General features: G+C 34.2%; 29 protein-coding genes. 13 read left to right on the top strand and 16 right to left on the bottom strand.

The genetic code is table 11. From position 1 onward, the window contains the following. Window positions 1–2: 2 nt before the first annotated feature. The 6 genes from EKM68_RS03540 to relB all read right to left on the bottom strand — a co-directional run bounded on the left by EKM68_RS03540 (window position 3) and on the right by relB (window position 5,811). Window positions 3–1,025 (bottom strand): ABC transporter permease, encoded by a 1,023-nt coding sequence (locus tag EKM68_RS03540; protein WP_125588279.1) that lies wholly within the window; start codon window positions 1,023–1,025, stop codon window positions 3–5. 1 nt (window position 1,026) lies between these two features. Continuing rightward, window positions 1,027–1,959 (bottom strand): oligopeptide ABC transporter permease, encoded by a 933-nt coding sequence (opp3b, locus tag EKM68_RS03535; RefSeq protein ID WP_125588278.1) that lies wholly within the window; start codon window positions 1,957–1,959, stop codon window positions 1,027–1,029. A gap of 22 nt (window positions 1,960–1,981) precedes the next feature. Then, window positions 1,982–3,616: a peptide ABC transporter substrate-binding protein gene (locus EKM68_RS03530; protein ID WP_125588277.1), complete on the bottom strand. Its 1,635-nt coding sequence runs from the start codon at window positions 3,614–3,616 to the stop codon at window positions 1,982–1,984. A gap of 211 nt (window positions 3,617–3,827) precedes the next feature. Further along, complete coding sequence (gene hflX, locus EKM68_RS03525) at window positions 3,828–5,108, bottom strand: GTPase HflX (RefSeq protein WP_125588276.1); 1,281 nt, start codon at window positions 5,106–5,108, stop codon at window positions 3,828–3,830. A gap of 206 nt (window positions 5,109–5,314) precedes the next feature. Beyond that, window positions 5,315–5,584 (bottom strand): type II toxin-antitoxin system RelE family toxin, encoded by a 270-nt coding sequence (locus EKM68_RS03520; protein ID WP_125588275.1) that lies wholly within the window; start codon window positions 5,582–5,584, stop codon window positions 5,315–5,317. Beyond that, window positions 5,581–5,811 (bottom strand): type II toxin-antitoxin system RelB family antitoxin, encoded by a 231-nt coding sequence (relB, locus tag EKM68_RS03515; protein WP_125588274.1) that lies wholly within the window; start codon window positions 5,809–5,811, stop codon window positions 5,581–5,583. The genes EKM68_RS03520 and relB overlap by 4 nt, the downstream gene beginning before the upstream one ends. A gap of 164 nt (window positions 5,812–5,975) precedes the next feature. Between relB and EKM68_RS03510 the strand changes: the two genes are divergently transcribed. Continuing rightward, window positions 5,976–6,158, top strand: a complete 183-nt coding sequence (locus EKM68_RS03510; RefSeq protein WP_125588273.1) for a hypothetical protein — start codon at window positions 5,976–5,978, stop codon at window positions 6,156–6,158. A 22-nt stretch (window positions 6,159–6,180) separates the two neighbouring features. Here EKM68_RS03510 and EKM68_RS03505 read toward each other — a convergent pair whose 3' ends face one another. From EKM68_RS03505 to EKM68_RS03480, 6 genes are all read right to left on the bottom strand, one after another. After that, window positions 6,181–6,462 (bottom strand): hypothetical protein, encoded by a 282-nt coding sequence (locus EKM68_RS03505; protein WP_125588272.1) that lies wholly within the window; start codon window positions 6,460–6,462, stop codon window positions 6,181–6,183. Continuing rightward, the gene (locus EKM68_RS03500; protein WP_125588271.1) at window positions 6,449–6,793 is read right to left on the bottom strand and encodes a hypothetical protein; all 345 of its coding nucleotides are present in this window, start codon (window positions 6,791–6,793) and stop codon (window positions 6,449–6,451) included. Before EKM68_RS03500 ends, EKM68_RS03505 begins: the two co-directional genes overlap by 14 nt. A 95-nt stretch (window positions 6,794–6,888) precedes the next feature. Continuing rightward, the gene (locus EKM68_RS03495; protein ID WP_125588270.1) at window positions 6,889–7,626 is read right to left on the bottom strand and encodes a response regulator transcription factor; all 738 of its coding nucleotides are present in this window, start codon (window positions 7,624–7,626) and stop codon (window positions 6,889–6,891) included. Between the two features lie 12 nt (window positions 7,627–7,638). Next, window positions 7,639–8,937, bottom strand: a complete 1,299-nt coding sequence (locus tag EKM68_RS03490) for a sensor histidine kinase (RefSeq protein ID WP_125588269.1) — start codon at window positions 8,935–8,937, stop codon at window positions 7,639–7,641. An 18-nt stretch (window positions 8,938–8,955) separates the two neighbouring features. After that, complete coding sequence (locus tag EKM68_RS03485) at window positions 8,956–9,606, bottom strand: CPBP family intramembrane glutamic endopeptidase (RefSeq protein WP_125588268.1); 651 nt, start codon at window positions 9,604–9,606, stop codon at window positions 8,956–8,958. A 132-nt stretch (window positions 9,607–9,738) separates the two neighbouring features. Beyond that, complete coding sequence (locus EKM68_RS03480) at window positions 9,739–9,966, bottom strand: hypothetical protein (protein ID WP_125588267.1); 228 nt, start codon at window positions 9,964–9,966, stop codon at window positions 9,739–9,741. 212 nt (window positions 9,967–10,178) lie between these two features. On the opposite strand from EKM68_RS03480, the gene EKM68_RS03475 reads away from it, so the two are divergent. Both EKM68_RS03475 and EKM68_RS03470 read left to right on the top strand, forming a co-directional pair. Beyond that, a complete protein-coding gene (locus EKM68_RS03475; protein WP_125588266.1) occupies window positions 10,179–10,841 on the top strand; it encodes a CPBP family intramembrane glutamic endopeptidase in 663 nt (220 codons plus the stop codon). A gap of 452 nt (window positions 10,842–11,293) precedes the next feature. Continuing rightward, window positions 11,294–11,485: a hypothetical protein gene (locus EKM68_RS03470; RefSeq protein WP_125588265.1), complete on the top strand. Its 192-nt coding sequence runs from the start codon at window positions 11,294–11,296 to the stop codon at window positions 11,483–11,485. A gap of 308 nt (window positions 11,486–11,793) precedes the next feature. Here the strand turns inward: EKM68_RS03470 and EKM68_RS03465 are convergent, their stop codons facing one another. From EKM68_RS03465 to EKM68_RS13840, 4 genes are all read right to left on the bottom strand, one after another. Beyond that, window positions 11,794–11,994, bottom strand: coding sequence for a hypothetical protein (locus EKM68_RS03465; protein ID WP_125588264.1), 201 nt, complete (start codon window positions 11,992–11,994; stop codon window positions 11,794–11,796). Window positions 11,995–12,231: 237 nt separating this feature from the next. Next, on the bottom strand, window positions 12,232–12,984 hold the full coding sequence (locus EKM68_RS03460) for a LytR/AlgR family response regulator transcription factor (protein WP_125588263.1): 753 nt from the start codon (window positions 12,982–12,984) through the stop codon (window positions 12,232–12,234). Window positions 12,985–12,995: 11 nt separating this feature from the next. Further along, a complete protein-coding gene (locus EKM68_RS13530) occupies window positions 12,996–13,784 on the bottom strand; it encodes a GHKL domain-containing protein (protein ID WP_164509342.1) in 789 nt (262 codons plus the stop codon). Between the two features lie 548 nt (window positions 13,785–14,332). Continuing rightward, the gene (locus tag EKM68_RS13840; protein ID WP_125588261.1) at window positions 14,333–14,461 is read right to left on the bottom strand and encodes an EntF family bacteriocin induction factor; all 129 of its coding nucleotides are present in this window, start codon (window positions 14,459–14,461) and stop codon (window positions 14,333–14,335) included. A 215-nt stretch (window positions 14,462–14,676) separates the two neighbouring features. Here EKM68_RS13840 and EKM68_RS03445 point away from each other — a divergent pair, with 215 nt between their 5' ends. The 10 genes from EKM68_RS03445 (at window position 14,677) to EKM68_RS03400 (ending at window position 22,844) form a co-directional block, all read left to right on the top strand. Next, a complete protein-coding gene (locus tag EKM68_RS03445; protein WP_125588260.1) occupies window positions 14,677–16,833 on the top strand; it encodes a peptide cleavage/export ABC transporter in 2,157 nt (718 codons plus the stop codon). A gap of 13 nt (window positions 16,834–16,846) precedes the next feature. Then, window positions 16,847–18,217, top strand: coding sequence for a bacteriocin secretion accessory protein (locus EKM68_RS03440; protein WP_125588259.1), 1,371 nt, complete (start codon window positions 16,847–16,849; stop codon window positions 18,215–18,217). 185 nt (window positions 18,218–18,402) lie between these two features. After that, window positions 18,403–18,687 carry a hypothetical protein gene (locus EKM68_RS03435; protein WP_125588258.1) on the top strand — a complete coding sequence of 95 codons (285 nt, stop codon included), beginning with the start codon at window positions 18,403–18,405 and terminating at the stop codon, window positions 18,685–18,687. 16 nt (window positions 18,688–18,703) lie between these two features. Further along, the gene (locus tag EKM68_RS03430; protein ID WP_125588257.1) at window positions 18,704–18,997 is read left to right on the top strand and encodes a hypothetical protein; all 294 of its coding nucleotides are present in this window, start codon (window positions 18,704–18,706) and stop codon (window positions 18,995–18,997) included. Between the two features lie 127 nt (window positions 18,998–19,124). Next, window positions 19,125–19,472 (top strand): bacteriocin immunity protein, encoded by a 348-nt coding sequence (locus tag EKM68_RS03425; RefSeq protein WP_125588323.1) that lies wholly within the window; start codon window positions 19,125–19,127, stop codon window positions 19,470–19,472. A 14-nt stretch (window positions 19,473–19,486) separates the two neighbouring features. Further along, window positions 19,487–19,828, top strand: coding sequence for a hypothetical protein (locus tag EKM68_RS03420; RefSeq protein ID WP_125588256.1), 342 nt, complete (start codon window positions 19,487–19,489; stop codon window positions 19,826–19,828). A 102-nt stretch (window positions 19,829–19,930) separates the two neighbouring features. Continuing rightward, window positions 19,931–20,245, top strand: coding sequence for a bacteriocin immunity protein (locus EKM68_RS03415; RefSeq protein ID WP_164509341.1), 315 nt, complete (start codon window positions 19,931–19,933; stop codon window positions 20,243–20,245). Window positions 20,246–20,452: 207 nt separating this feature from the next. Next, window positions 20,453–22,084, top strand: coding sequence for an ABC-F family ATP-binding cassette domain-containing protein (locus EKM68_RS03410; RefSeq protein WP_125588254.1), 1,632 nt, complete (start codon window positions 20,453–20,455; stop codon window positions 22,082–22,084). Between the two features lie 128 nt (window positions 22,085–22,212). Then, window positions 22,213–22,494: an AbrB/MazE/SpoVT family DNA-binding domain-containing protein gene (locus EKM68_RS03405; RefSeq protein ID WP_125588253.1), complete on the top strand. Its 282-nt coding sequence runs from the start codon at window positions 22,213–22,215 to the stop codon at window positions 22,492–22,494. After that, the gene (locus tag EKM68_RS03400; protein WP_125588252.1) at window positions 22,494–22,844 is read left to right on the top strand and encodes a type II toxin-antitoxin system PemK/MazF family toxin; all 351 of its coding nucleotides are present in this window, start codon (window positions 22,494–22,496) and stop codon (window positions 22,842–22,844) included. Before EKM68_RS03405 ends, EKM68_RS03400 begins: the two co-directional genes overlap by 1 nt. Window positions 22,845–22,902 lie beyond the last annotated feature (58 nt).

Below are 22,902 nucleotides of genomic sequence, written 5' to 3'. Positions count from 1 at the left end.
ATTTAATCGTCTGACTGTGGATCGAAGGCATCACGTAAGCCATCACCAAGAAGGTTTGTTGCAATCATGATGATACTCAAGATAATAGCTGGTGCCCACATTTGATATGGTAAGAATCTGAAGGCTTTTTGGCCATCAGACAACAATGTACCTAATGATGCGTTTGGTGCGGGAATACCGATACCAATGAAACTCAAGAAAGCTTCAAAGAAAATCGCATTCGGAATTGTAAACATTGTTTGAATGATAATTGTTGAAGATAAATTAGGAATCAAGTGTTTTGTAGCAATCTTAGTAGATGATTCTCCAAGAGTCCTGGCAGCTAAGACGTACTCTTGTTCCTTCAACTGGAAGGTCTGAGCACGGATCAGACGCGCCATTGTGACCCAACCAGTGATGGCAATCGCAATAACGATTGAACCAAGTCCTGGTTTCAAGATGATCATCATCAAGATAACAACAATCAAGTTAGGAACAGAAGATACGATTTCAACAATACGTTGCATAATTGTATCAGTTGTACCGCCTTTCCAACCTGAGACGATACCGTAAGGAACACCGATGATCAAATCAACAAGTGTAGCTAGAACGGCAACGATAAGTGAAAGACGAGTACCATAGATGATTCTTGATAGTAAGTCACGACCAAGATAATCAGTACCTAATAGGTAGAAGGAATCTTTTGGTGCACCAACTTGTTTGTAGGCATCGACCATCTTACCACCCATGTTTTGATAACCATTGAATCCAGGAATATTTAGATTTCCTAATTTAGGTGGCAAGTTAGAGAGAGTAACTTGTTGAGCATTAGGATTGTGGGGAGCAACTAGTGGAGCAAAGATTGAAATCAAGACGATAATTGAAAGCAGTGTTAAACATACAACAGCGACTTTGTTTGAGAACAAGCGACGACGAACATCTTGTAAGTATGTAAGTGAAGGTGTGCCGATTTTTTCTTGTTCACTATTATTTTCGTCATGAATTAATTTAAATTTTTCTTTTGGTACATCAGGAATTTGTTCCATATTATTCTTTACCCCCGTTTCCTAATCTAATTCTTGGATCAATAAATCCGTAGAGAATATCGACAATCAAGATGATAACAACTAATAGGAATGAATAGAAAATTGTTAGTCCCATGATAGTTGGGTAATCATTGGTTGTAATTGACTTAACGAATTGTTCACCAATACCAGGAATTGAGAAGATGTTCTCAACAACCATTGAACCAGTCATAACAGAAACAGCCATAGGTCCGATGATCGTGACGATAGGAATCAAGGAATTACGAAGCGCATGCTTTGTAACAACTTTCCAGGCGGAATTACCTTTTGATTTGGCTAATTCGATATAATCACTGCTCATAACATCGACCATTTCAGTTCTCATAAATCTGGCAACATTACCTAATGGTAAGGCTGCTAGAGCAAGTGTTGGTAACACACTTGATTGGAAGTTATCCCAGAGAGCAACTGGGTAGATGTGCCATTTGTAAGCCAAGTAGAATTGTAGTAAGACGGCTAAAACGAAAGATGGAATTGATAGACCAAGGATTGAGATGAATGTAGCAAGTGTATCAACCCATGTGTTCTTACGAATAGCAGCTACGGCACCAAGTAAGATACCGAGAACAGTACCTAAGATCATTGCTTGAGCACCAATTTGCATTGATGGAGCAAGACGTTGACCAATTAAGGTTGTAACAGGTTCATTGTTGAATTGGAAGGATGTTCCAAGGTTACCTTGAAGCAAACCACCCATATAACGGACATATTGAACAAAGACTGATTGATCCAAACCATATTGAGCTTTAACGATCTTCAGTTGATCTGGTGACATACGATTCTGGTTAGAGAACGGTGTACCAGGAAGCAACTTCATTAAGAAGAATGTTAGAGTCGCAATGATGAAAAGGGTCAAAAACAGGTAGAAAATTCTTTTGAGAATATATTTAGCCATATTTAATCTCCCTAACTCCTAATTATTTTTTGTATGCAGTGACAAGGTTATAACTACCATTTGGTGAGATTCTGTAATTTTTAACATTCTCTCTGGTTAAGTTAGCTTGGTAGTATTGGTATAGCGGAACGGCACCGGAATCTTGTGCGAGAATCTTAGCAGCTTGTACCAAGTCTTCCCATCTAGCGTCTTCGTTATTGGCATCTGTTGTCTTACTCTTCTTGATCAAGGCATCGTATTCAGGATTTGAGTACTTACCATTGTTCTGAGGGTTACCAGTTGTGAAGATGTCTAGGAATGTAACAGGATCTGGATAATCGGCGTTCCAACCAGTAACAACGATATCGAAGTTACCACTTGTTGACTTATCAAGACGTGATTTGAACGGAACATTTTGTAATGTGAGGTTCAATCCTGGTAAGTTCTTCTCAAGTTGTCCTTGGATATATTCGTTTTGTTTCTTAGCACCATCGGTGTCATCGCCTAATAATGTGAAGCTAAGATTCTTTTGACCGGTTTCTTTGATACCTTCCTTCCAAAGCTTGGCAGCAAGTTTTGGATTGTACTCGGTATATTTACTTACCGATTTCAGCTCTGGTTCTTTTGTGAAATCAACATTGTTCTTAGGTGCGTATGACATTCCTGAAGGAACAATAGTACGTTCAATACCACCTGTTTTACCTAAAACATTATCGGTCAATTGTTTACGATCAATCGACATTGAAATAGCTTGTCTGATTTTTTCATTCTTAAAGAACTTGTATTTCTTTTGGTTGAATTCTAGATAGAAGTTACTTGCCATCTTATCATTTGAGAATGTCTTGTATGTAGATACTTGACGAGCGGTATCACCACTAATCTTTTGTAGACGGTTGATACGGTTGGCATCGTAAAGATTCAATCCAGTATTATTATCTTTAACAACGTAGTATTTGATTTGGTGTAACTTAACAGCTTTGGCATTCCAGTATTTGTTGTTCTTAACTTCAGTCCAACTATTATCTGAAACTGACCAATTCTTCAACATGAATGGTCCATTGAAGACCATACCAGCACTCTTCAATCCATATTGTTTACCAGCTTTTTCTACGGCTGGTTTGTATTGAGGATAGAATGTTGAATTACCCATCAATTTGTTGAAGTATGGAATAGGATCTTCCAAAGTAACTTGTAATGTGTATTTGCCAAGTGCTTTGATACCTAGAGTATCAACGGGTTTCTTACCAGCATTGATAGCATCGGCATTTTTAATACCTGTATAAATATAAGCATATTGTGAAGCAGTCTTAGGATCGACCGTTCTGCGCCATGCGTAGACAAAGTCTTGAGCAGTAACGGGTTTACCGTTAGACCACTTAGTATGTCTCATTTCAAATGTATAAGTCTTACCATTATTAGTAGGCTTAACAATCTTTTTCGCAATAGCGGGTTGTAGATTTTTACCATCATATCTATATAGACCCTCCATTGTATCTGTTAATCCTTGAGCACCGATAACGTCCGTGTTCAGTGACGAATCCATTGTTGCAATAACATCACTGGAACTGATCGACAAAGTATTTTTGTCATCTTTTTCAGTGGATGATCCGCAACCACTAAGTACTAGCGCAAGTGCCAAAACTGGCAACAGGGCTAGTAGATACTTCTTATATTTCATTACACAACCTCCCTAAAAACTAAACAACAATATTATTAGACTACACCATTAAACATTAAATACAAAGACTCTTTATTAAAAAATCTCTAATGTTCTCTAAAATCATAATACATCACGGATTAAATTGCAAAGAAAAACAGAAATATCTATAAAATAGATATTTCTGTTTATGATTTTTTAATATTAAGTTGGTAAAAATTAAAAAATATGCTTATGCATTTACTTTGATGAATCCCTCATATTGTTCAAGCTCATTCGGACTGAGATTGGCTTTTAACAATGAGCCATCGTTAGTGAATTCCTTACTGATAATCTGTGAATTCTTCAATAATTGTTCAGTAACTTTTTGCTTATCATACGGAATCAATAGTTCGACGGTTTTATAACCAGAGAAGAGTTTGATTTTGATCAACTCAACTAGTTTTTGGATAGACGAATCGTCCAAAGCTGAGTAATAAATATTGTCGCCTTCAATAGTAGGGAAAACTTGATCAGGTTTTAAGTCAGCTTTGTTGAAGGCATAGATCATTGGTTTGCCTGTAACGCCGACTTCACGAAGAGTATTCTCGGTAACCTCGAGCATATTCTTCCAATGTTCATCACTAACATCTATTACTTGTACCAACAGATCGGCATCTTTGGCTTCTTTAAGAGTTGTCTTAAATGATTCAATCAAGTTGTGAGGTAGCTTGCTAACAAATCCAACGGTATCTGATAAAAGAAAGCTGGTATTGTCTTCGAGGTCGATTTTTCTCACACTAGTATCCAGTGTAGCGAAGAGCATGTCTTTTTCGAAGACTTTACGATCATCTGAATTTTCTTTGTTGAAGTTAAGAAGACCATTCATAGTTGTTGATTTACCAGCATTAGTGTATCCAACTAGGGAAACTAGTGGCAGACTAGTGTTAGTTCTGCGACGACTTTGAACATTGATCGTCTTATCAACTGTTTTGAGTTGGTCTTTCAAGTAAGTGATACGTTTGCGAATGACACGACGGTCTAATTCAAGTTTTGTTTCACCAGCACCACGGTTAGCTAAACCGCCAGAAGACGACTGTTGATCCAGCGGATTACCTGATGGATGAATTCTTGGTAATTGATATTGTAATTTAGCAATTTCGACTTGCAACTTAGCTTGTCTAGTATGGGCACGATTTGAGAAGACTTGGAGAATCAATTCTGTTCGATCCATGAAACTCAACTTAGTTTCTTTTTCCAAGTTTCTGATTTGGGATGGTGTTAATTCATCGTTCAAGACAATTGTTGTAACATCATCAGCGTTAGCTATTTCCTTGATCTCGGTAACTTTACCAGATCCGAAGTAAGTCTTTGCACTGACTGAATCAACGTTTTGCTTGATAACGTCAGCGACTTCCATATTGTTGGCTTCAACTAGTGAGCCCAATTCTTCCATTGTGTAGTCAAAGTCAACTTGCTTGTGACTAACTCCGGCAACGATAACTCGTTCTTTAGCGTTTATTGTATTTTCCATAGATCCTCCTGGTGGCACTTATACCCCAGGGTATTAATGCCATTTAATTATTTAAGTGTGTTTAGGTTGGCACTTTTTAATCTCATGATTTCAAGTACGTCCTTTCGATAATATGCTTATATCATAACATTTAAGTCCTAATTGGACTATATAATAGGTAGGAAAGTGAATTCAAAAAAGCATATCGAATTCGATATACTTTAATATTAGTTATCATAAATACTATTTCGGTGTCCGATATTTATGGCAGTAACAAATAACGTATCATCTTCAATTTCACAGATGATACGATAATTACCGACTCTGTATCTCCATAGTTCAGATAGATTTGATGTTAGTCCTTTACCATGTGATCTAGGGTCAACACTATTGTCAATGCTAGTGTATAGCCACTGCAGTATCAATTTGGCTTGGTACTTATCCATTTTTTTTAATTGTTTTTTGGCGTCCTCATTTATATAAAGGGCATATGTCATTCGTCAAACCCTAATTCCTTAATTACTTTAGAAATTGGTTCGGATTCTCTTTTCTGTTCAAGCCATCTTTTATGTGCAAATTGAGCAGTCATTTCATCGTATTCATCCTCTAATTCACTTATAGAATATTTCATCATTAATTCTGATAATGTAATACCGTGAAATTCAGCCATTTCATTTAACCATTTTTTTTCATCATCTGAAACTCTGATAGTGATCATAGCCATAGTAATAACTCCTCTGTGTATTGTGTAGTACATTGTAATACACAATATTTATTAATACAAATCTTTTGTTCAGGACATAAAAACATGTAGTTCAGGATAAAACTAGAAATAAATTTGTTTTAGATGATAAAATTCTCGTAATCGAAACAAGTTGGGATGATTTGATGGAGAAGAAGTGGTTTAAATGGGTAGGAAGAATCGGAATTCTTGTGTTAATAGCGGTTCTAGTTTTTGAGGCATCGTGGATGAAAGTCTGGTGTACGGATGTATTCCTGAAACTGGGTGGTTATGATCTGTTTGAATCGCTAGTTAAGTCAGTCCATATCATTAAACATTTTTTGAATTAAGTGTTCGGATTGATTTGCCAATTTATATAAGTGCCTTAGCCGCGAACATAATCAAAAATACCATGAAGCCAATGAAATATATCTTTGCAGTTTGTTTGTAATATTTATCTTTCTTATCTAAGTATTTGAAATACATGACTAAATTACTGAACAACAAAAAGATAAATAACTTGTCAGTCAAAATATTCTTGAGTGAATCGCCGAATAACAAACTGGCAACGGCGTATAAGCCTGTCAGTCCTAATAATAAATGTAGTATTTGTAGTTTTCTAGCCGGTGTTAAGTTGCTATTAAATATGTCCATAATTGTCCTTATTCTTTAAATGCAAAATTAATTCTCCGATACTTGGTATCAAAAAGAGTGGATTGTGAATGAAACCCATGATCAACAAAACAATATTCCACGACTGATTCTCTTTGGTCATGTGCTTGATAGCGAAGTATGTCAAAACTTCCATGATTATTGCAAAAATTACAAAGTAAAACGACATAATAAATTTTAAAAAGTTATCTGGTATAGCAGTTGGATCTTTTGGATAAAAGTGTGAGACTAATCCTACACCAATGATAAGTATTAGTTCGATACCAAAAATAATCCAAGCAATTCGCTGAAATGTTTTGCTGTTCCTATCCATAAAATCTCCCCATTTCTTATATCTTATTCCAACATACCATACAGCTGAGTATTTTTGGGTGATATATCCTGAGGTAGGTATTTTGATGTCATGAACTACATTAGAGTTCTAAGTTTCTTGGCCTTTCCAAGTGAGAATGAACGAACCAATTCAGGTCCAAAGTGCATTTTTCTACGTCCGAAGTCAGCTTCACTAATTGTTTGAGGATTGGCAAGACAAGACCTGTTAGCGCGGAAGAGTGACGAATACTTCTTCTCGAGTTCGTTCAAATTACCGTAAAACTCATATTTACCAGTTCGAGTGTACAAGTCTAAACGATGAGGAACGTTAGAAGTCTCCACGAATAATACTTCAGCTAAGTTGATATGATAGATTTGATTGCCAACGGAAAAGGCAAAGCAGCGATTCTGGCAAGTCATGATGCTGTCGATTCTTTCTTTCGCTAATGTCAGCGTGTCGTAGAATTCTTGACGGAATTCTTCGGGGTCCTGATCCTTAGCGATGAAACCTAAGGCCTCAACTTTACGCTTGAATGTTACTGGTGCCATTTCATCATGTGTCGTTACGAAGATTATCTTTGCCTGAACATCGATTTTTCTGATTTTAACTGCCAAGTCGATACCATTTAACTCACTCTTCAAGTCAATGTCTAAGAAGTAGATGCCGTTAGAAGTAGGATATTCTTGCAAGTATTCCAGAACCTCATCAGGGCTTTGAGTCTTGAAGGCAATCTCGAATGGATCACTATGGAACAACATATAATTATTGACGAGTACCTCGAATTGTTGTAATTGAACCATATCGTCTTCACAAATTATAATTGGATAAGCCATGTTTTTTCCTTTCTAAATCAGAACTAATTGAAGATGGAACCAATCAGCGTCTTCACTATATTGAACTAATAAATTAGGATATTTTTTCTTGATATCTTGCACATTGGATAATCCTAATCCAGAATGATTTTTCTTGGTTGAATAACCGGTTTGACTGAGTGATGCAACTTTTTCAGGCGTTATAACGGTGTTGTCGATAACAAAAGTTATTTGATCGTCCTCAGAAATAATTGCCAACTGAATTTTGCCTTTAGCTTGTTTCTTAGTAGCTTCAATAGCATTGTCGATGGCGATACCTAACAGTCTAACTAAGTCGAAGATATTGATCGAGATATCATTGATCACATTACGACATTCAAAATGGCAGTCGATATGACTATGATTGATCTGATTTAATTTACTGATGAAGAGACTCTTCAAATATGGATTTTGCACATTATTTAAATCTTTATATAGTTTCATAGAGGCATTGTTAAAATAATCATCAGAATAACTTTCGAATTTGTTAAGTGATTCTATCAGAGCGTTATCGCTCGCGGAGTCAGCCACAGTACGTAAACTCAAAAGTAAGTTTTCGTAATCGTGTTTAAATTTGCGAACGCTCAATTGATCTCGTTCCAGTTGATCGGTATACATCTTGAGGTTCTTAAATTGTTCTTCGGATAGTTGTTGTTGGTAAAGGCTCTTCTGATGCTTGGTCTCCAACAAGAATATCAATAATAGTACGATGATCTGGATCACTATGAATAATAGGATACCAATGATCAATTTGCGATAAGCTTGGAAGTGATTGATGAAGTTCATAAATATCGACAGGACTACGAAAAAGTAGGTCAGAAGTAATGTCACAACTGAAGTTTTTGCAGTTCTCTTGAGGAAGCCAACTAAGTCGTATTTGCGATAGAGGAAGATGACACCAAGTGCTAGAGCCCACTCGATAGCTGAACTAATTAAAGTAAAATTCCACCCCTGTGTGTCCTGGGTTTGCACGAATAACATAACGATGGCAGACATGACAATATCAACAAGATAGATAGTGATGCTCGAAATCAGTGCTGCATCTAATAGGAAGTAATTGGGCTTGACGTGATGCTCAAATATTAAGTAAATGCCGACTACAAATAACAAAAAGCTCCAGTCATCAGCGAGACTGTCAACAATCGCATCCGCAATCAATAAGACCACGGTAGCTGTGATCGTTTTGAAATTTAGTTTTTTTCGATCGTGATAAATGGAGAAGAATATCGCAAATACCATGATCCATGATAATAGTGTCCCCAGCAGGTAAGCTCTTGTTTCTACATAAATCATCCTAATACACCTCTCTAACTAGTATATCAGAGGAAGGACGACACTAATTACTGCAATGAAATTATTCAAAAAATGTAAGAACATATTGTAACGAATGTCACCGAATCTTACGTATGCCAATGATAAAACAATACCCATTAGAAGATAAGGTACCAGTTCTAAATTGAAACTTTGTTCGTGCATTAGGGCGAAGACAACTGAAGTGATCGTCACATAACATAATATCGACTTAGCACTTTTGACAGTAGGGAAGAATAACTTGGCAAATAAACCTCTGAAAATTAGTTCTTCAAAAATCGGTGATAAAATCACGGTGGTCAGAACAGTATTAAAGGTATTGGCTTTTAGTGCTTCCGTGATCAATTTTTGATTGTTGGATTCGGGTATGTAGTCAGTTAAATATGAAATTGCGACTAAAGCAATAACAAAAAGGATCAATTCAATTACTGGATGCCTAGTTGGATTAATATCAAAGACAAAGTTATCGTTTAAAAAATGCCAGAGTCGGCGGACTAAATAGTAGGAAGCAACTAATCCCAAAATGGCAAAAATTGCGTAAATAAAAACATTCGGCGCAATTTGACCCAGAAGCAGTGGAACCATGGCTACTTGGTATAGGATTAAATAACCTAAGATGGTGCCAATCTTACTTAATAAGCCCTTTTGCATAGTTTGTCCTCCTGATAGTTTGTAATTGAATTTTAATTTTTATACTTTTAAAGTAGCACTATCAGTAATTGCATGGAAATAAATATCCCCAACACCTTGTTTGTAGTCTTGAACAATGGTGTTAGGGATATTTTAGTCTTTTCTAAACTTCTTAATACAATAATCCCATGCTTTAACAGCAATCATCATGAGCATGGTAGTTCTAAAGAGCCATTGATAGTTCATGTTCAATAAGGGTATTCCGTCCATGAGATTTGTGATTAACTCAATAATACAATTGATCAACATTATTAACAAAATATTGCCAAGTGCGTTTTGACTTTCAACAGGTTTGAGTTTTCCATCTACGAATTTGAACATATAATCTTCCTTCATGATGATTGAGATAATTGTTATTTATCATACTTTGATAAATACAGAATAATGTATAACTAACCATGTTTGTTCAAAACATCCTGAATCATATATTCTGATGTCCTGAAACCATATTCAAGTTATCAAAATACCCAGTTCAGGATGTTTGACCATATAAAAAACCTCTTCCAGATATAATTATTGGAAGAGGTGATCATATGCGTGTCTTAAACATTTTTAAAAATATTATTATATTTGTTATTATGTTGATTTTGACAATTGTTATTCAAATAAATCAAGCTTTTCTTATATCCAAATCCACTAACATTATTGGCTTGATAATAGTGTTTTCGATTATTTTGATGTTACTTCTGAAGCTGATGAAAATATGGAAATTAGAGTTAGCTAGTAGCCCTTTCAAAGTGAAAGATATTTGGCTAATATTAGGGGCAGCGATTGTTAGTGAAGTTACTTCCATGTCATTATCCTATGTGGGGTTGCTTATTCATTCCGAACAAGCATCTTCAAATAGATTGATTTCGGAAAGAATGCTGTCGACTAATATGTGGGTAGTACTGATTGCCGTGATGTCAGTTATTTTTATGGGACCAATATTGGAAGAAATCGTTATTAGAGGGATGATTTATCAATTCATCAGTAAAAATTCTTCCATTATGATTGGTTATATACTGACCGCAACTATTTTTGCATATCTTCATGACGGTTGGTCTTTTTCTTTTATAATCTACTTCATTGATAGTTTGATATTGACATATGTTTTTCAACATACAGGAAATATTTATAGCAGTATTGCTTGTCATCAGTTTATGAATGTATTAACTACCTTGCAATTGTTTATTACTTTCTTTATATTTATTTGAACTTTTTTATAATGAAATTCCATAAATAGATGAAAATTATAAGAAAAAAGGTTATATAAAACATACGTTGATAATTCAGATCCAATAGATTATTGCCATCTATTAGGCTAATGGCCATATCGCAAAAATAGTTGATACATACAACCCAGAATAATGAAGATATTGGATTGGGAACTTCATGTAGTTTTAATTTGCCATTTACAATTTTGAACATATTATTATCCTCCATTTATGACGTCCTTACTTTAGGTAAAGGATAATATATATTTGATTCTGTATGTTTAAAATGTCCTGAACAATGTATTTTAATGTCCTTATATGCATTTTTTTTTTTGTTAATGATATAATTTTTCGTTCAGGGTGTTTTTATATGTATTTTGGGTCAATATCAAATATTCCGGCTAAATTCATAGTATTCTTTGGTTGTTCTAAAAATAAAGGAGGTCTTTATCATGACTAGCATTAAGATATTATCAAACCAGGATCTGCAAAAAACTGTCGGAGGTGGTAAATCCCCATACTATGAACCATGGAGAACTCCAGGAAAAATGAACCCAGATTTAGGATGGACTGTCAGATGCTCAGCAGCCACGGCTGCAGCCATTTTGAAGAAAGATCCTACACAGCTAATTAGTTGTATGTAATTTATTAAGGGATTAGTAATCATCTTGTTGATTGCTAGTCCTTTATTAGTTTTTAACCCTAAACAAAACACCTTCTGTATTGGATATATACAGAAGGTGAAATTAGTTAATTAAACACTCATACTTAAAGTGAATTAAAAACAGTACAATACTCATTTATAAAATTGAAATAAAATACGCAATTGTACCTATTATGGATACTTTTTTTGATTTACCTTGTCTTCTTAGACGTGAATATACGGAATAAAATGTACAGAAAAATAATGTTAGAGCAATCAATAAAAGAATTACAGCTAATAGTGCGATGATTATGATACCTTTGTTGCGCCTTTTTGAATTTCACATGTCGCAAGACCAGTTCCAATACCCCAGGCAATAGATAAAGGTGAACCACCCAATGCTCCGGTCATTCCACCAGCTATACAATATAGTACAGCTTGATGAGGTTTGCATTTGCCACCAGAAATGTTTTTTAATGCGATTTCATTTAATATTTGTTTTTTTGTCATAATTATATTTCTCCTCTTATTATGTGTGATCGGCTAAACACTGTAGTAAACTTCCGCCTTTTACTTTACTTAAATCATCCAATTCGATAAGTTGTATTACATTCATATTTACACGCTACTTTAATTTTTTATTACAATTACAGCTTAATTTGTAAGAGGATTTGAGTGTCGAAAATAACCTGAAATACCCACTTTCCGACCCTAAACAAAAAACTAGTAACTGCATTTAAGCAATTACTAGTTAGTCATAATATCTTTCAACTTTTTCTTTTTCAAAGGAGTAACGTATCTACTTAATCCTTCATCGAATACCATTTCTCTAGTATTGAAATCAACCTGTTTGATAGATTTTGGATTAACTAGGCATGATCGATTGGCTCTAACTAAGAATGAGTATTTATTTTCGAATTCTTTTAATTTACCATAGAATTCAAATTTTCCGCTCTTTGTATATAGTTCTAATTTGTGAGAGTTAATAGGTGATGGTTCTATAAACAATATTTCTGAACTTTCAACATTGTATGCCATATTATCATAGTGAAATGAAACTATGTCGTCTTGGTTCTTGATTACTTTGACTTCGTCGATCCTTTTTTGTGATAGGGCCAGTATATCTTGTATCTCTTTGCGAAAATCATCAGGATCTTGATCCTTTGCGACGAAGCCAATGGCTTCTACCTTTCGCTGAAATGTTTGTGGTGCCATTTCATCGTGAGTTGTAACGAAGACTATTTTGGCTAGAACGTCGATAGTTCTGATTTTTTCAGCTAGATCGATGCCATTAATAGATTTGTGTAAATCAATATCTAAGAAGTAGATACCATTTTGAATAGAATATTTTTCTAAATATTCAGTTATTTCGTTGGGATTATCAGATTTAAGAACAACATTAAAAAATTCATTGTGAAATTGAATATAGTTGTCGATAATTGAACCCATTCTTTGCAATTGCACAAAGTTATCTTCACAAATAATAATAGGGTAACTCATGTGAATCTCCTTTATTTTATGATTAGTTCTAATTTGAACCATCCGTCAGATTTTTCATATTTGGAAGTAATGTTATCAGGATACTTTTTCTTTATTTCTTGAATATTTGATAATCCAAATCCAGAATGACCTTGCTTGGTCGAGTAACCTTCATTCATTAATTTATATACAGAACCATTTGATGGGGAAGTATTATTTATTAAGAATAGTAGCTGGTTGTTCTTTTTCACGATATTGATACCAATCTTTCCATTAGATTGATTTTCAGTTGACTCGATAGCATTATCAATTGAAATACCTAGCAAGCGAATTAAGTCGAAGATATTTATAGTTAGGTTATCAATTTTGTCACGACATTCAAACGTACATTCTGTTTCATTTAAATTAATTGCGTGAAATTTACTGATAAGAAGGCTCTTGAGATATGAGTTTTCAACGTTTCCCAAATCCTTGTACTGATTAAGAAATTGTCCCTTGAAGTAATCACTTGAATAATCATCAAATTTATTTATTGTTTCGTCTAGTTCAGGAATTTTAGAAGTGAAGGATCGTAAACTTACAATCATATTCTTGTAGTCATGTTTGAATTTACGAAGTTTTAATTGTTCTTTTTCTAGTGATTGAGTATATAATTCTAAATTTTTAGACTTTTCTTCTATTATATTCTGTTTATATTTTTCCTTTTGTCTTTTTCTATCGTAAATAAATAGAAAAATAACAAGGCTACTTTGTAGTGCAAGGAACAGAATTATTTCGGTTATTAAATTTTTGTAGGCTTCGTACTTTTGTACTAATGACATAAAGAATGATAGTGTGATTAACAGGTAACCCAATATCGCTAAACTTGAAAGTGGACTTATTTTTTTTAATAAACTATTCAGGTTACTTTTTTTGTACATGTATATAAATACATTGATTAGTACAAAATGTAACAAACTGGATATAATCATGTATTTATATCCAACGATAGATGAACTTCTATATGTAACTATTGTCAATATTGATACGAGTATATTGGATAGCTCAACTATTAGTATAGATATAACAGTATTATCAATTAAGAAATAATCATTCTTTTTTAATTTTAATAAAAAATAAATAGATAATATAAAAAACAAATTTGACCAATCGCCAAATAATACCTGTAATAATGTAACAGGTATTATTATAGGTATTAAAAATATTTTTTTTCTAATATTTATGTAACCACTAATTTGTGTTAAGAATAAAAATGTGTACATTAGAAATGTAGAATTTATAAATAAATCTATAATGTATGCCTTTGTTTCCATAACCAGCATCTGAAATTACCCCTCTAAGGTACTTACGATAATTATATCAGATGTAATCAGCAATTCTTAAATAGGGAGAATAAACATTTGGCTGCATTTTTCACAGGACGAACAGCACTCTTGTAATCAGTTCCACCTTTAATTGAATTTAGTGTTTTTTCGTTCAGTATTTTAATCTTTGTCATAGTTATTTCTCCTTTTCTTTTTATAACCAAATTATGCCACCATAAAATAAGCTTTGATAAAAACACCCTGAACAATACAAAAAAATGGCCTCAACTAATGTTTTCTTAAAAAATAACTGAGTTGAGGTCATAAAAGTATATGGTTCAGGGTGTTTTTTAATGCCATTCTATTTCTGATGATAAATTTGAATTATACATATCAGAGGGGACACAACATGATTAACAAAAGAATATATATACCTCAAGTTGATGAGAATGATTGTGGTGTAGCAGCTTTAGCAATGATTCTGAAAAATTATGGTTCACAGTTTTCGTTGGCTAGATTACGCGATTTGGCTAGAACGGATATTGAAGGTACCACAGCGTTGGGAATCGTTAAGACGGCGCAGAGCCTTGACTTTGAGACGCAAGCAGTTCAAGCAGATATGGATCTTTTCAGTATGGATGATATTGTTTATCCATTCATCGTTCATGTTGTTAAGAAGCAAATATTGGAACATTACTATGTTGTCCTAGGAAAGGGCAAAGATTATGTAGTTATCGCTGATCCAGATTCTACAGTAGGAATCACAAAAATGTCATTTGAAAAATTCCAATCAGAATGGACAGGAGTGGCGCTGTTTTTTGCTCCAAACTCCTCTTATAAGCCAAGTAAAGAGGACAAGAACAATTCTTTATTTTCATTTGTGCCGGTACTTTTTAAACAAAAACGTTTGGTTATTAATATAATTTTGTCTGCGCTGTTAATTACTATCATTAGTATCTTAGGTTCGTATTTTTTGCAAACAGTTATTGATACTTATATCCCTAATAGTATGAATAGTACATTATCACTGGTAGCCACTGGATTAATTGTTTTTTATGTTTTTCAATCTATTTTTAGCTATGCACGAGATTTTTTGTTGAGCATTTTGGGACAAAGATTATCAATTGATATTATTTTAGGATATGTTCATCATATTTTTGAACTGCCCATGGAGTTTTTTGCGACGAGGAAAACCGGCGAGATTGTCTCCAGATTTAATGATGCGAATAAGATTATTGATGCACTCGCTAGTACAATTATTTCTATTTTTCTTGATGTGGGAACAATTGTTATTATGGGAGCCATTTTGGTAATTCAAAATAGTACTTTGTTCTGGGTAACACTTGCATCATTGCCAATCTACATTGTTGTTATTTGGGTCTTTGCTAAACCGTTTGAGACTCTCAATCAAAAGGAAATGGAAAGTGGTTCGGTCTTGAGTTCATCCATAATTGAGGATATTCATGGTATTGAAACTATTAAGGCACTTAACAGCGAGGATCAACGATATCGCAGGATCGATAGCGAGTTCGTAGATTACTTAAAGAAAAGTCTGAGTTACATTAAGATGGATACGTTACAACAATCTATTAAGCTGTTTTTACAGTTGATTCTTAGTGTCATAGTGCTGTGGATAGGAGCAATTTTGGTGACGAAGAATCAATTATCAGTCGGTCAGTTGATGACTTATAATGCCTTGTTAGCTTATTTTATTAACCCTCTACAAAACATTATTAATCTTCAACCAAAACTTCAAACAGCTAAAGTTGCCAATAATCGGTTGAATGAGGTTTATTTAGTTGCCTCGGAATTTACAGATAGTCGCTCTGTTATTAATTCTGAGCAATTAGTTGGTGAAATAAATATTGATCATGTTGATTACAGTTATGGATATGGTGAGAATGTCTTGAATGATGTGAACTTGAAAATAAAATCCGGTGAGAAGATAACTGTCGTTGGGATGAGTGGTTCTGGCAAATCTACTATGGTTAAATTACTAGTAGATTTTTTTGAACCCAGTGATGGGAAAATACGGATTAATGAGCACGAAATTAAGAATATTGATAAACATACGTTGAGGCAATTTATTAATTATGTCCCACAGAGTCCATATGTTTTTTCAGGATCTATTAAAGACAATCTCTTGTTGGGTAGTAGAAAGGATATACAAATACAAGATGTTATAAGTGCTTGTCGTATCGCCGAAATATTTAATGATATCGAAAAAATGCCATTACAATTTGAAACTGTTTTGGATGAAAACGGAAGTATTTTGTCAGGTGGTCAAAAGCAAAGAATCACTATTGCTAGAGCATTATTATCGCCAGCCAAGGTATTGATTTTTGATGAATCAACCAGTGGATTAGATGCCATAACTGAAAATAAAATCATTAGTAATTTGATGGACATTAATGACTTGACTATTATCTTCATTGCCCATAGGTTATCTATTGCTAAAAAAACTGATAATATTGTTGTTCTTGATAATGGGGAGATTGTAGAAAAGGGTACGCATGAGCAGTTATTACATAAGAAAGGTTATTATTTTAACTTGTTGAATAATTAGGTAATAAAAACTTATGGATAATAAATTCTTAGAGAGTAGTGAATTCTATAATAAAAGGTTTAACAACTTTTCTACATTGGTAATAGTTCCCGTGACGATATTGTTGTTGTTGGTATTGTTATTTTCTTTCGTTGGAAGAAGAGAGATAACTATTGAATCTATGGGTGTTCTAGGAACAAAGAGTGATGTCCCACTAGTTCAATCTCCAACTAATAGTGCGATTAAGAAAAATTATTTGGTGGAAGGTAAGAATGTCAAAAAGGGTGATTTGCTAGTTACTTATATGAACAAAAATAACCAAATTAAACTGAACTTGTTAGATGATCAAAAGGAAACATTAAAAAACCAAATTAGTGCGTTAGATTTATTCCGACAGGGGGTATCACAGAATGCTGATACTTTTGAGGGGAATGATACCTTTGGTTATCGTGAACTATTACATAATTACTTGAATCAGAGAAGTATTTATACAATTGAGAATCAAATGTTAAAAGATAAGTCAGCCTATTCGAATAATAAAATTTCCGATTTGTCTAAGCTTTATCAGAAGACAATTGATAATAAAGCTCAAGATATAGAAGCCTATCAAAAATTATTTAATGCTATCCAAAAAAATGAATCTTATCCTTCATCAGCTAAATTTGGTTATATCTACGATAATTATGTGAGTGAATTAAATGCTGGTTCAGATAAGAATAGTGTTAGGGGCTCTTACCTCAGTAATCTACAACAGCAGTTTGATAGTATGACGGATGAGTTAAATTCCGCCAAAACTCAAAAGGAATCATTGAAAGATTTCAATGACACTGATTATAGTATTGAAACAAATAATGAAAAAATTGAGTCGTTACAAAATGACCAGCAAACAAGTATCTCTGAACAATTAGTTAAAGTTAATTCAGACTTGAGAAGTGTTAATTCCAATATTAAGGAGTTAAAGGAGCTTTCTAAAAACTATCGGATTACTGCGTCTAAGTCAGGAGTAATTCATCTTAATGATGAATCAACCAAGGGAGCTAAGTATATTGGTGCAGGAACTGAACTGGCACGAATATATCCTAAATTAAATGGTAGAAGCAAAGTTAAATTGCAAAGTTATATCTCTTCTAAGGATATTTCTTCAATTAAAAAAGGACAACGTTTGCGATTGGAGATAGTACGCAATGTACCTAGGCCAATTGTCATGGAAGGATCTATTAGCAACATAAGTATTGCACCTGTACCAGTCAATAATGGATCATATTACGTTGTAACATCGGAATCCGAGATTAACGAGAAAACCTCTAAACAATTACATTTTGGTATGACAGGTAAAGTTAATGTGATCACTGGTAAAGAAACATTTTTTAAATATTATTCTGATAAATTGTTGGATAAGAATTAATTTGAGTTATATTTTATTAAAATTTCAAAATAACTATTCTGTTGTGTATACTCCGATTTACTTTTAAGTATATTAACTTAGAATTTAGTTCAAGATATAAAAGTACCTATTTCAGGACATATTTATTCATATGATTTCTAAATGGCTAAGCTATAGGTAAATAATAATTAGGCGGTGTGGATATTATGGTGAACAAAGGTGAAGTTGTCCAAGCTATGCAGAATTTTAGTTCAGCGTTAAACAAATGTCACAATAATTCAGCAACGGCACAATTTGTGAATGATACTCTGATCGACCTGAAGAAGAAAGACGGAGCCGCTTTTACGGGTGCGCTGCAATATTTTTTTAACAAAGTGATGGTTGTTAAATTATCAGATGGAATTATCTTCAATGAAACCGAGAAAACTTGTTGGCATAGGGTTTCTTCCTTAAATAATTTGGGAAATAACCTTTGGGGAGCAAGTTTATAAAAAGGGGATGCTAGTTATGAGGGAAGAAGACAGACGAAAGGCGTTAATAGCTATGAAAAATCTGACTCTAGCATTAAACAAGTATCATGGTAATTCACTAACAGCAGAGTATGTTAATGAATCACTGATAGATCTACAAAAGGATCAAGCGATGGCATTCGCTGGTTCATTTTTATACTTCCTCCAGAAGGCTTCTAATTTGAGAATCTCTGAAGGTATCGAACTCAATGAAATAGAAGAAGCAAGATGGCGGGAGGTCTCTAGTCTCAAAACTGTCGCCAATGGTCTTTTCTTTGGTATGGGATTATGAGATAGATTTATCTTTTTGGTTATCCATTCCGGAAGTAAAATACCCTATTTCAGGATATATTTATCTGTTTTGAATCCAAAGAGCTATATTGGAACTGAAATTTAGTTTGAATAGGGGCATGAATGAATTGGAAAAACGTGAAGAAGCAAAAGAATTGATCCATGGATTGTATAATTATTTGATTAAGGTTCCAAAACCATCAACGGGACTGTTGAATGTCACTGATGTCCTGTTACAGGTCTATACAAAAATAGATGATATTAAAGATATTGACCCACTTATCAGTCGTTTGGTTAATTATATTTATATAGAAGGTTTTGGTAATATAACTTTGCCGAAGGAACAAGATAATCAACTGATTGAGTTAGCTAATATGGCTAAGCGAGCAGGTTGGAACGGTCGTAATCGGGCTAATTTCACTGACAAATCTCAGTTTTATAGTTATTTTGATAAAAACAAAATGCCACGTAGATAAAGAGGCTGACAATAATGGAAGAACAAAGACAAGAACTTGTTAAGCTACTTGATACGGCTTATCAAGTAGTACAAGATGCTAAGTTTGCAGATTTCAGAGAAAAATTAGTTCAATTCTCCAAGCAATTAAACAATAATGAAGATTATATAAAAATATTGTTAGGATTAAGAACAGAATTATTGCAAGCTGACTTATCTTTGAAGATAAAAGATCGTATTTCAGGATTGCCAACGGCATATAGTGATATTTACAATTTTGTCGTTCCACAATTAAAAGAAGTCGATGCTGGAGTCTTAGCTAAATATACGCACTATGGATTTATTCCACTCAAATTTGGTAGTACGGTTAAATATTAGTAGACGGAATGTCCATTCAGGAATTCAATCACTACGATTCAGGACATTTTTTGTTTAGTAAAGATCATTCCGTATAAAATAATCTATAAAGGAGTGATAATTTTGTCAGAAAAAGAATTATTCGACTTAATCAACAAAACATACTCCGATCCTGAGATCGAACGGGACCGTGAAATTCGAACTAGATTATTGAAGCTAGCTCGTGATCTGGACAGTGGTGAGAATTACAAAACTGTCTGTGTTAAATTAAGCAATTATATCTCATATTATTTAGCATCACATTGGTTGTGTGCGCCTAAGGCACTACTTAACTTATCTCAAAGCATTGAATGCAAGGCCAAGGATTATCGTGGTTCAACTGCGAATAGCGTTTGGATCAGTGGTATGGAAGAACGTATTACGGTCGAGAGTAACTAATTCAAAACTTAGTAATGATTTTTGACAGCGTAATTAAAATATACTTTATATTTATGATCTGTTTTGTTTGTAATAGTCGATAAACACTGAAATCCACGTAGGTATGTGTTACACTACACTAATATATCAAAACGAATTTGAACAAAAATCAACGTCGCCGTTACTTGACACGTTGTTTTTTTACGCGTAAATGCAGGAGGATAGTTAATGTTAAATGTCAACAATGTCAGTATGCAGTTTTCCGATCGGATGCTATATGACGATGTCAATCTTAAGTTCACACCAGGCAATTGTTATGGTGTAATTGGTGCCAATGGTGCCGGAAAGTCTACATTCTTGAAGATCATTGAGGGCAAACTCAAGCCAACTACTGGGGTAGTATCAATGGGCCCTAATGAAAGAATGTCTAGTTTGAACCAAGATCACTTTGCTTTTGAAGATAACTTAGTTATGGATACAGTGATCCGTGGTCACCAGAAGCTCTACGATATTATGACTGAAAAAGACGCCATCTACTCAAAGGCTGATTTCACTGATGCCGACGGAATTCGTGCAGCTGAACTCGAAACAGAATTCGGTGAAATGGGTGGTTGGGAAGCCGAAGCTGAAGCTTCTCAAATGCTTCAAGCATTAGGTATTGAAGAATCACTACATCAAGTACCAATGAGTGAATTGACAGAACCTCAAAAAGTTAAGGTCCTACTTGGACAGGCTTTATTCGGTCATCCGGATGTCTTGCTTCTTGATGAGCCTACTAATGGTTTGGATGTGCAATCAATCAGTTGGTTGGAAGACTTCTTAGCTGGTTATGACAACACTGTTATCGTTGTATCCCATGACCGTCACTTCTTGAATCAAGTATGTACACACATGTGTGATGTTGACCGTGGTAAGATCACACTCTTCGTCGGTAATTATGACTTCTGGATGGAATCAAGTGAATTAGCTACACAATTACAGGCTAATTCAAATGCCAAGAAGGAAGAACAAATCAAACAATTGCAAGAATTCGTGGCTCGATTCAGTGCCAATGCTTCGAAGTCTAAGCAAGCCACTTCTCGTAAGAAACAGTTAGAGAAGATTACTCTCGATGACATCAAGCCTTCAACTCGTAAGTATCCATTCATCAAGTTCCATCCGGAACGTGAATTAGGTAAGGATCTAGTTAGTCTTGATGGTATTTCGAAGTCGATCGAAGGCGTTAAGATTCTTGATAACGTTAGTTTAACGCTTCGTCCAGATGAAAAAGTTGCCTTTATTAGTCGTAATGACTTAACTACTACTATCTTGATGCAGATCATTGCCGGCGAGATGGAACCAGACGAGGGCCAAGTAACATGGGGTCAAACAGCTAGCACAACTTATTTACCTAAAAATGTTAATGATTACTTCGCTGAAAACAAATTAGCAGTTATTGATTGGCTGCGTCAATATGCGTCTAAAGATGAGAATGACAATACTTTCTTACGTGGATTCTTGGGTAAGATGCTCTTCTCTGGAGACGATGTGAACCGTGAAGTTGACGTCATGTCCGGTGGGGAAAAGGTTCGTGCGATGTTATCTAAGATGATGCTGAGCAAGGCCAATGTACTGTTATTAGATGATCCAACTAATCACTTGGATCTAGAATCGATCACAGCATTAAATGATGGACTAGTGGACTTCAAGGGTAGTATTCTCTTCACGTCTCATGATCATGAGTTCATTCAAACAATCGCTAATCGTATTGTAGAAGTCAGTCCTAAGGGCATTGTAGACCGCTCTGATACTACATATGATGAATTCTTGGGACATAAACAAGTTCAAGAACAAGTTGCTAAACTATATGACGCTGAATAATGAATATAAAAAACGACTCGAAAATAATTTCGGGTCGTTTTTTGCTCGAGTATCATTTAATATCTTAAATCAAAGATTTATTGTAAAATGTAAGAAGTAAGACGTAATACTTAAGAGGATGATCAAAAATGGATAAAATAGTGGAACATTCAAAGTTGTCAAAAATCTCTAGTAAAGGTCAAGTAGTGATACCTGCACCAATTAGAAAAGCTCTGAAGTTAAGTAGTGGTGATGAACTATCCGTTACAGTGAATGCTGATAATGAAATAGTTTTGAAAAAACAGCCAACAGCACTCGATTGGCATAATCTAGTCAAGGATCTACCAACAGAATTGGTAGATGTAGATGAGGATGGACATTATGATTCAAAAAAATCACCTGATTTTCATGATTGGATGGTTAATGGTTGATGAGTGAAATCTTAAGACCGATGGATTTGTATATTGCCAATGTTCCATTTGATGAGGTTTCAAAGTCCAAACTCAGACCAGCATTAGTAGTTGACGTTTCTGAGAATTATGTTTTGGTATTTAAAATAACATCTAAGTATGAAAATAAATCTACTAATATTAAGAAAACCTATTATCCTATACAGTATTGGGAAGAAGCCGGACTTATGAAGAAGTCGTATGTCGATATCCATAAGAATTATAAGATCATTAGAAGCGCTGTATTCAGCCGGCCCCCCATTGGCAGGTTAAAAACTACTGATATAAATGATTTATATTTATTTGTTCAGAAATATAAAGATAGCATTTGATTAAAAACGACTCGAAAATAATTTCGAGTCGTTTTTTTGTTTACATGAAAGGTCAACT

Origin of the sequence: Companilactobacillus jidongensis (genome assembly GCF_003946575.1) — a bacterium.
GTDB lineage: Bacteria > Bacillota > Bacilli > Lactobacillales > Lactobacillaceae > Companilactobacillus > Companilactobacillus jidongensis.
The sequence above is the reverse complement of the archived record's forward strand: the minus strand, read 5'-3'. Positions and strand labels throughout refer to the sequence as shown.

Coding starts and splice junctions, on each gene's coding strand:
- EKM68_RS03470 (WP_125588265.1), top strand. CDS start 11,294: ATGACTAGCATTAAGATATTATCAAACCAGGATCTGCAAAAAACTGTC.
- EKM68_RS03400 (WP_125588252.1), top strand. CDS start 22,494: ATGAGTGAAATCTTAAGACCGATGGATTTGTATATTGCCAATGTTCCA.
- EKM68_RS03540 (WP_125588279.1), bottom strand. CDS start 1,025: ATGGAACAAATTCCTGATGTACCAAAAGAAAAATTTAAATTAATTCAT.
- EKM68_RS03410 (WP_125588254.1), top strand. CDS start 20,453: ATGTTAAATGTCAACAATGTCAGTATGCAGTTTTCCGATCGGATGCTA.
- EKM68_RS03490 (WP_125588269.1), bottom strand. CDS start 8,937: ATGATTTATGTAGAAACAAGAGCTTACCTGCTGGGGACACTATTATCA.
- opp3b (WP_125588278.1), bottom strand. CDS start 1,959: ATGGCTAAATATATTCTCAAAAGAATTTTCTACCTGTTTTTGACCCTT.
- EKM68_RS03445 (WP_125588260.1), top strand. CDS start 14,677: ATGATTAACAAAAGAATATATATACCTCAAGTTGATGAGAATGATTGT.
- EKM68_RS03510 (WP_125588273.1), top strand. CDS start 5,976: ATGGAGAAGAAGTGGTTTAAATGGGTAGGAAGAATCGGAATTCTTGTG.
- EKM68_RS03530 (WP_125588277.1), bottom strand. CDS start 3,616: ATGAAATATAAGAAGTATCTACTAGCCCTGTTGCCAGTTTTGGCACTT.
- EKM68_RS03485 (WP_125588268.1), bottom strand. CDS start 9,606: ATGCAAAAGGGCTTATTAAGTAAGATTGGCACCATCTTAGGTTATTTA.
- EKM68_RS03480 (WP_125588267.1), bottom strand. CDS start 9,966: ATGTTCAAATTCGTAGATGGAAAACTCAAACCTGTTGAAAGTCAAAAC.
- EKM68_RS13530 (WP_164509342.1), bottom strand. CDS start 13,784: ATGTCATTAGTACAAAAGTACGAAGCCTACAAAAATTTAATAACCGAA.
- hflX (WP_125588276.1), bottom strand. CDS start 5,108: ATGGAAAATACAATAAACGCTAAAGAACGAGTTATCGTTGCCGGAGTT.
- EKM68_RS03475 (WP_125588266.1), top strand. CDS start 10,179: ATGCGTGTCTTAAACATTTTTAAAAATATTATTATATTTGTTATTATG.
- EKM68_RS03465 (WP_125588264.1), bottom strand. CDS start 11,994: ATGACAAAAAAACAAATATTAAATGAAATCGCATTAAAAAACATTTCT.
- EKM68_RS03435 (WP_125588258.1), top strand. CDS start 18,403: ATGGTGAACAAAGGTGAAGTTGTCCAAGCTATGCAGAATTTTAGTTCA.
- EKM68_RS03420 (WP_125588256.1), top strand. CDS start 19,487: ATGGAAGAACAAAGACAAGAACTTGTTAAGCTACTTGATACGGCTTAT.
- EKM68_RS03520 (WP_125588275.1), bottom strand. CDS start 5,584: ATGACATATGCCCTTTATATAAATGAGGACGCCAAAAAACAATTAAAA.
- EKM68_RS03495 (WP_125588270.1), bottom strand. CDS start 7,626: ATGGCTTATCCAATTATAATTTGTGAAGACGATATGGTTCAATTACAA.
- EKM68_RS03500 (WP_125588271.1), bottom strand. CDS start 6,793: ATGGATAGGAACAGCAAAACATTTCAGCGAATTGCTTGGATTATTTTT.
- EKM68_RS03405 (WP_125588253.1), top strand. CDS start 22,213: ATGGATAAAATAGTGGAACATTCAAAGTTGTCAAAAATCTCTAGTAAA.
- EKM68_RS03430 (WP_125588257.1), top strand. CDS start 18,704: ATGAGGGAAGAAGACAGACGAAAGGCGTTAATAGCTATGAAAAATCTG.
- EKM68_RS13840 (WP_125588261.1), bottom strand. CDS start 14,461: ATGACAAAGATTAAAATACTGAACGAAAAAACACTAAATTCAATTAAA.
- EKM68_RS03440 (WP_125588259.1), top strand. CDS start 16,847: ATGGATAATAAATTCTTAGAGAGTAGTGAATTCTATAATAAAAGGTTT.
- relB (WP_125588274.1), bottom strand. CDS start 5,811: ATGGCTATGATCACTATCAGAGTTTCAGATGATGAAAAAAAATGGTTA.
- EKM68_RS03505 (WP_125588272.1), bottom strand. CDS start 6,462: ATGGACATATTTAATAGCAACTTAACACCGGCTAGAAAACTACAAATA.
- EKM68_RS03460 (WP_125588263.1), bottom strand. CDS start 12,984: ATGAGTTACCCTATTATTATTTGTGAAGATAACTTTGTGCAATTGCAA.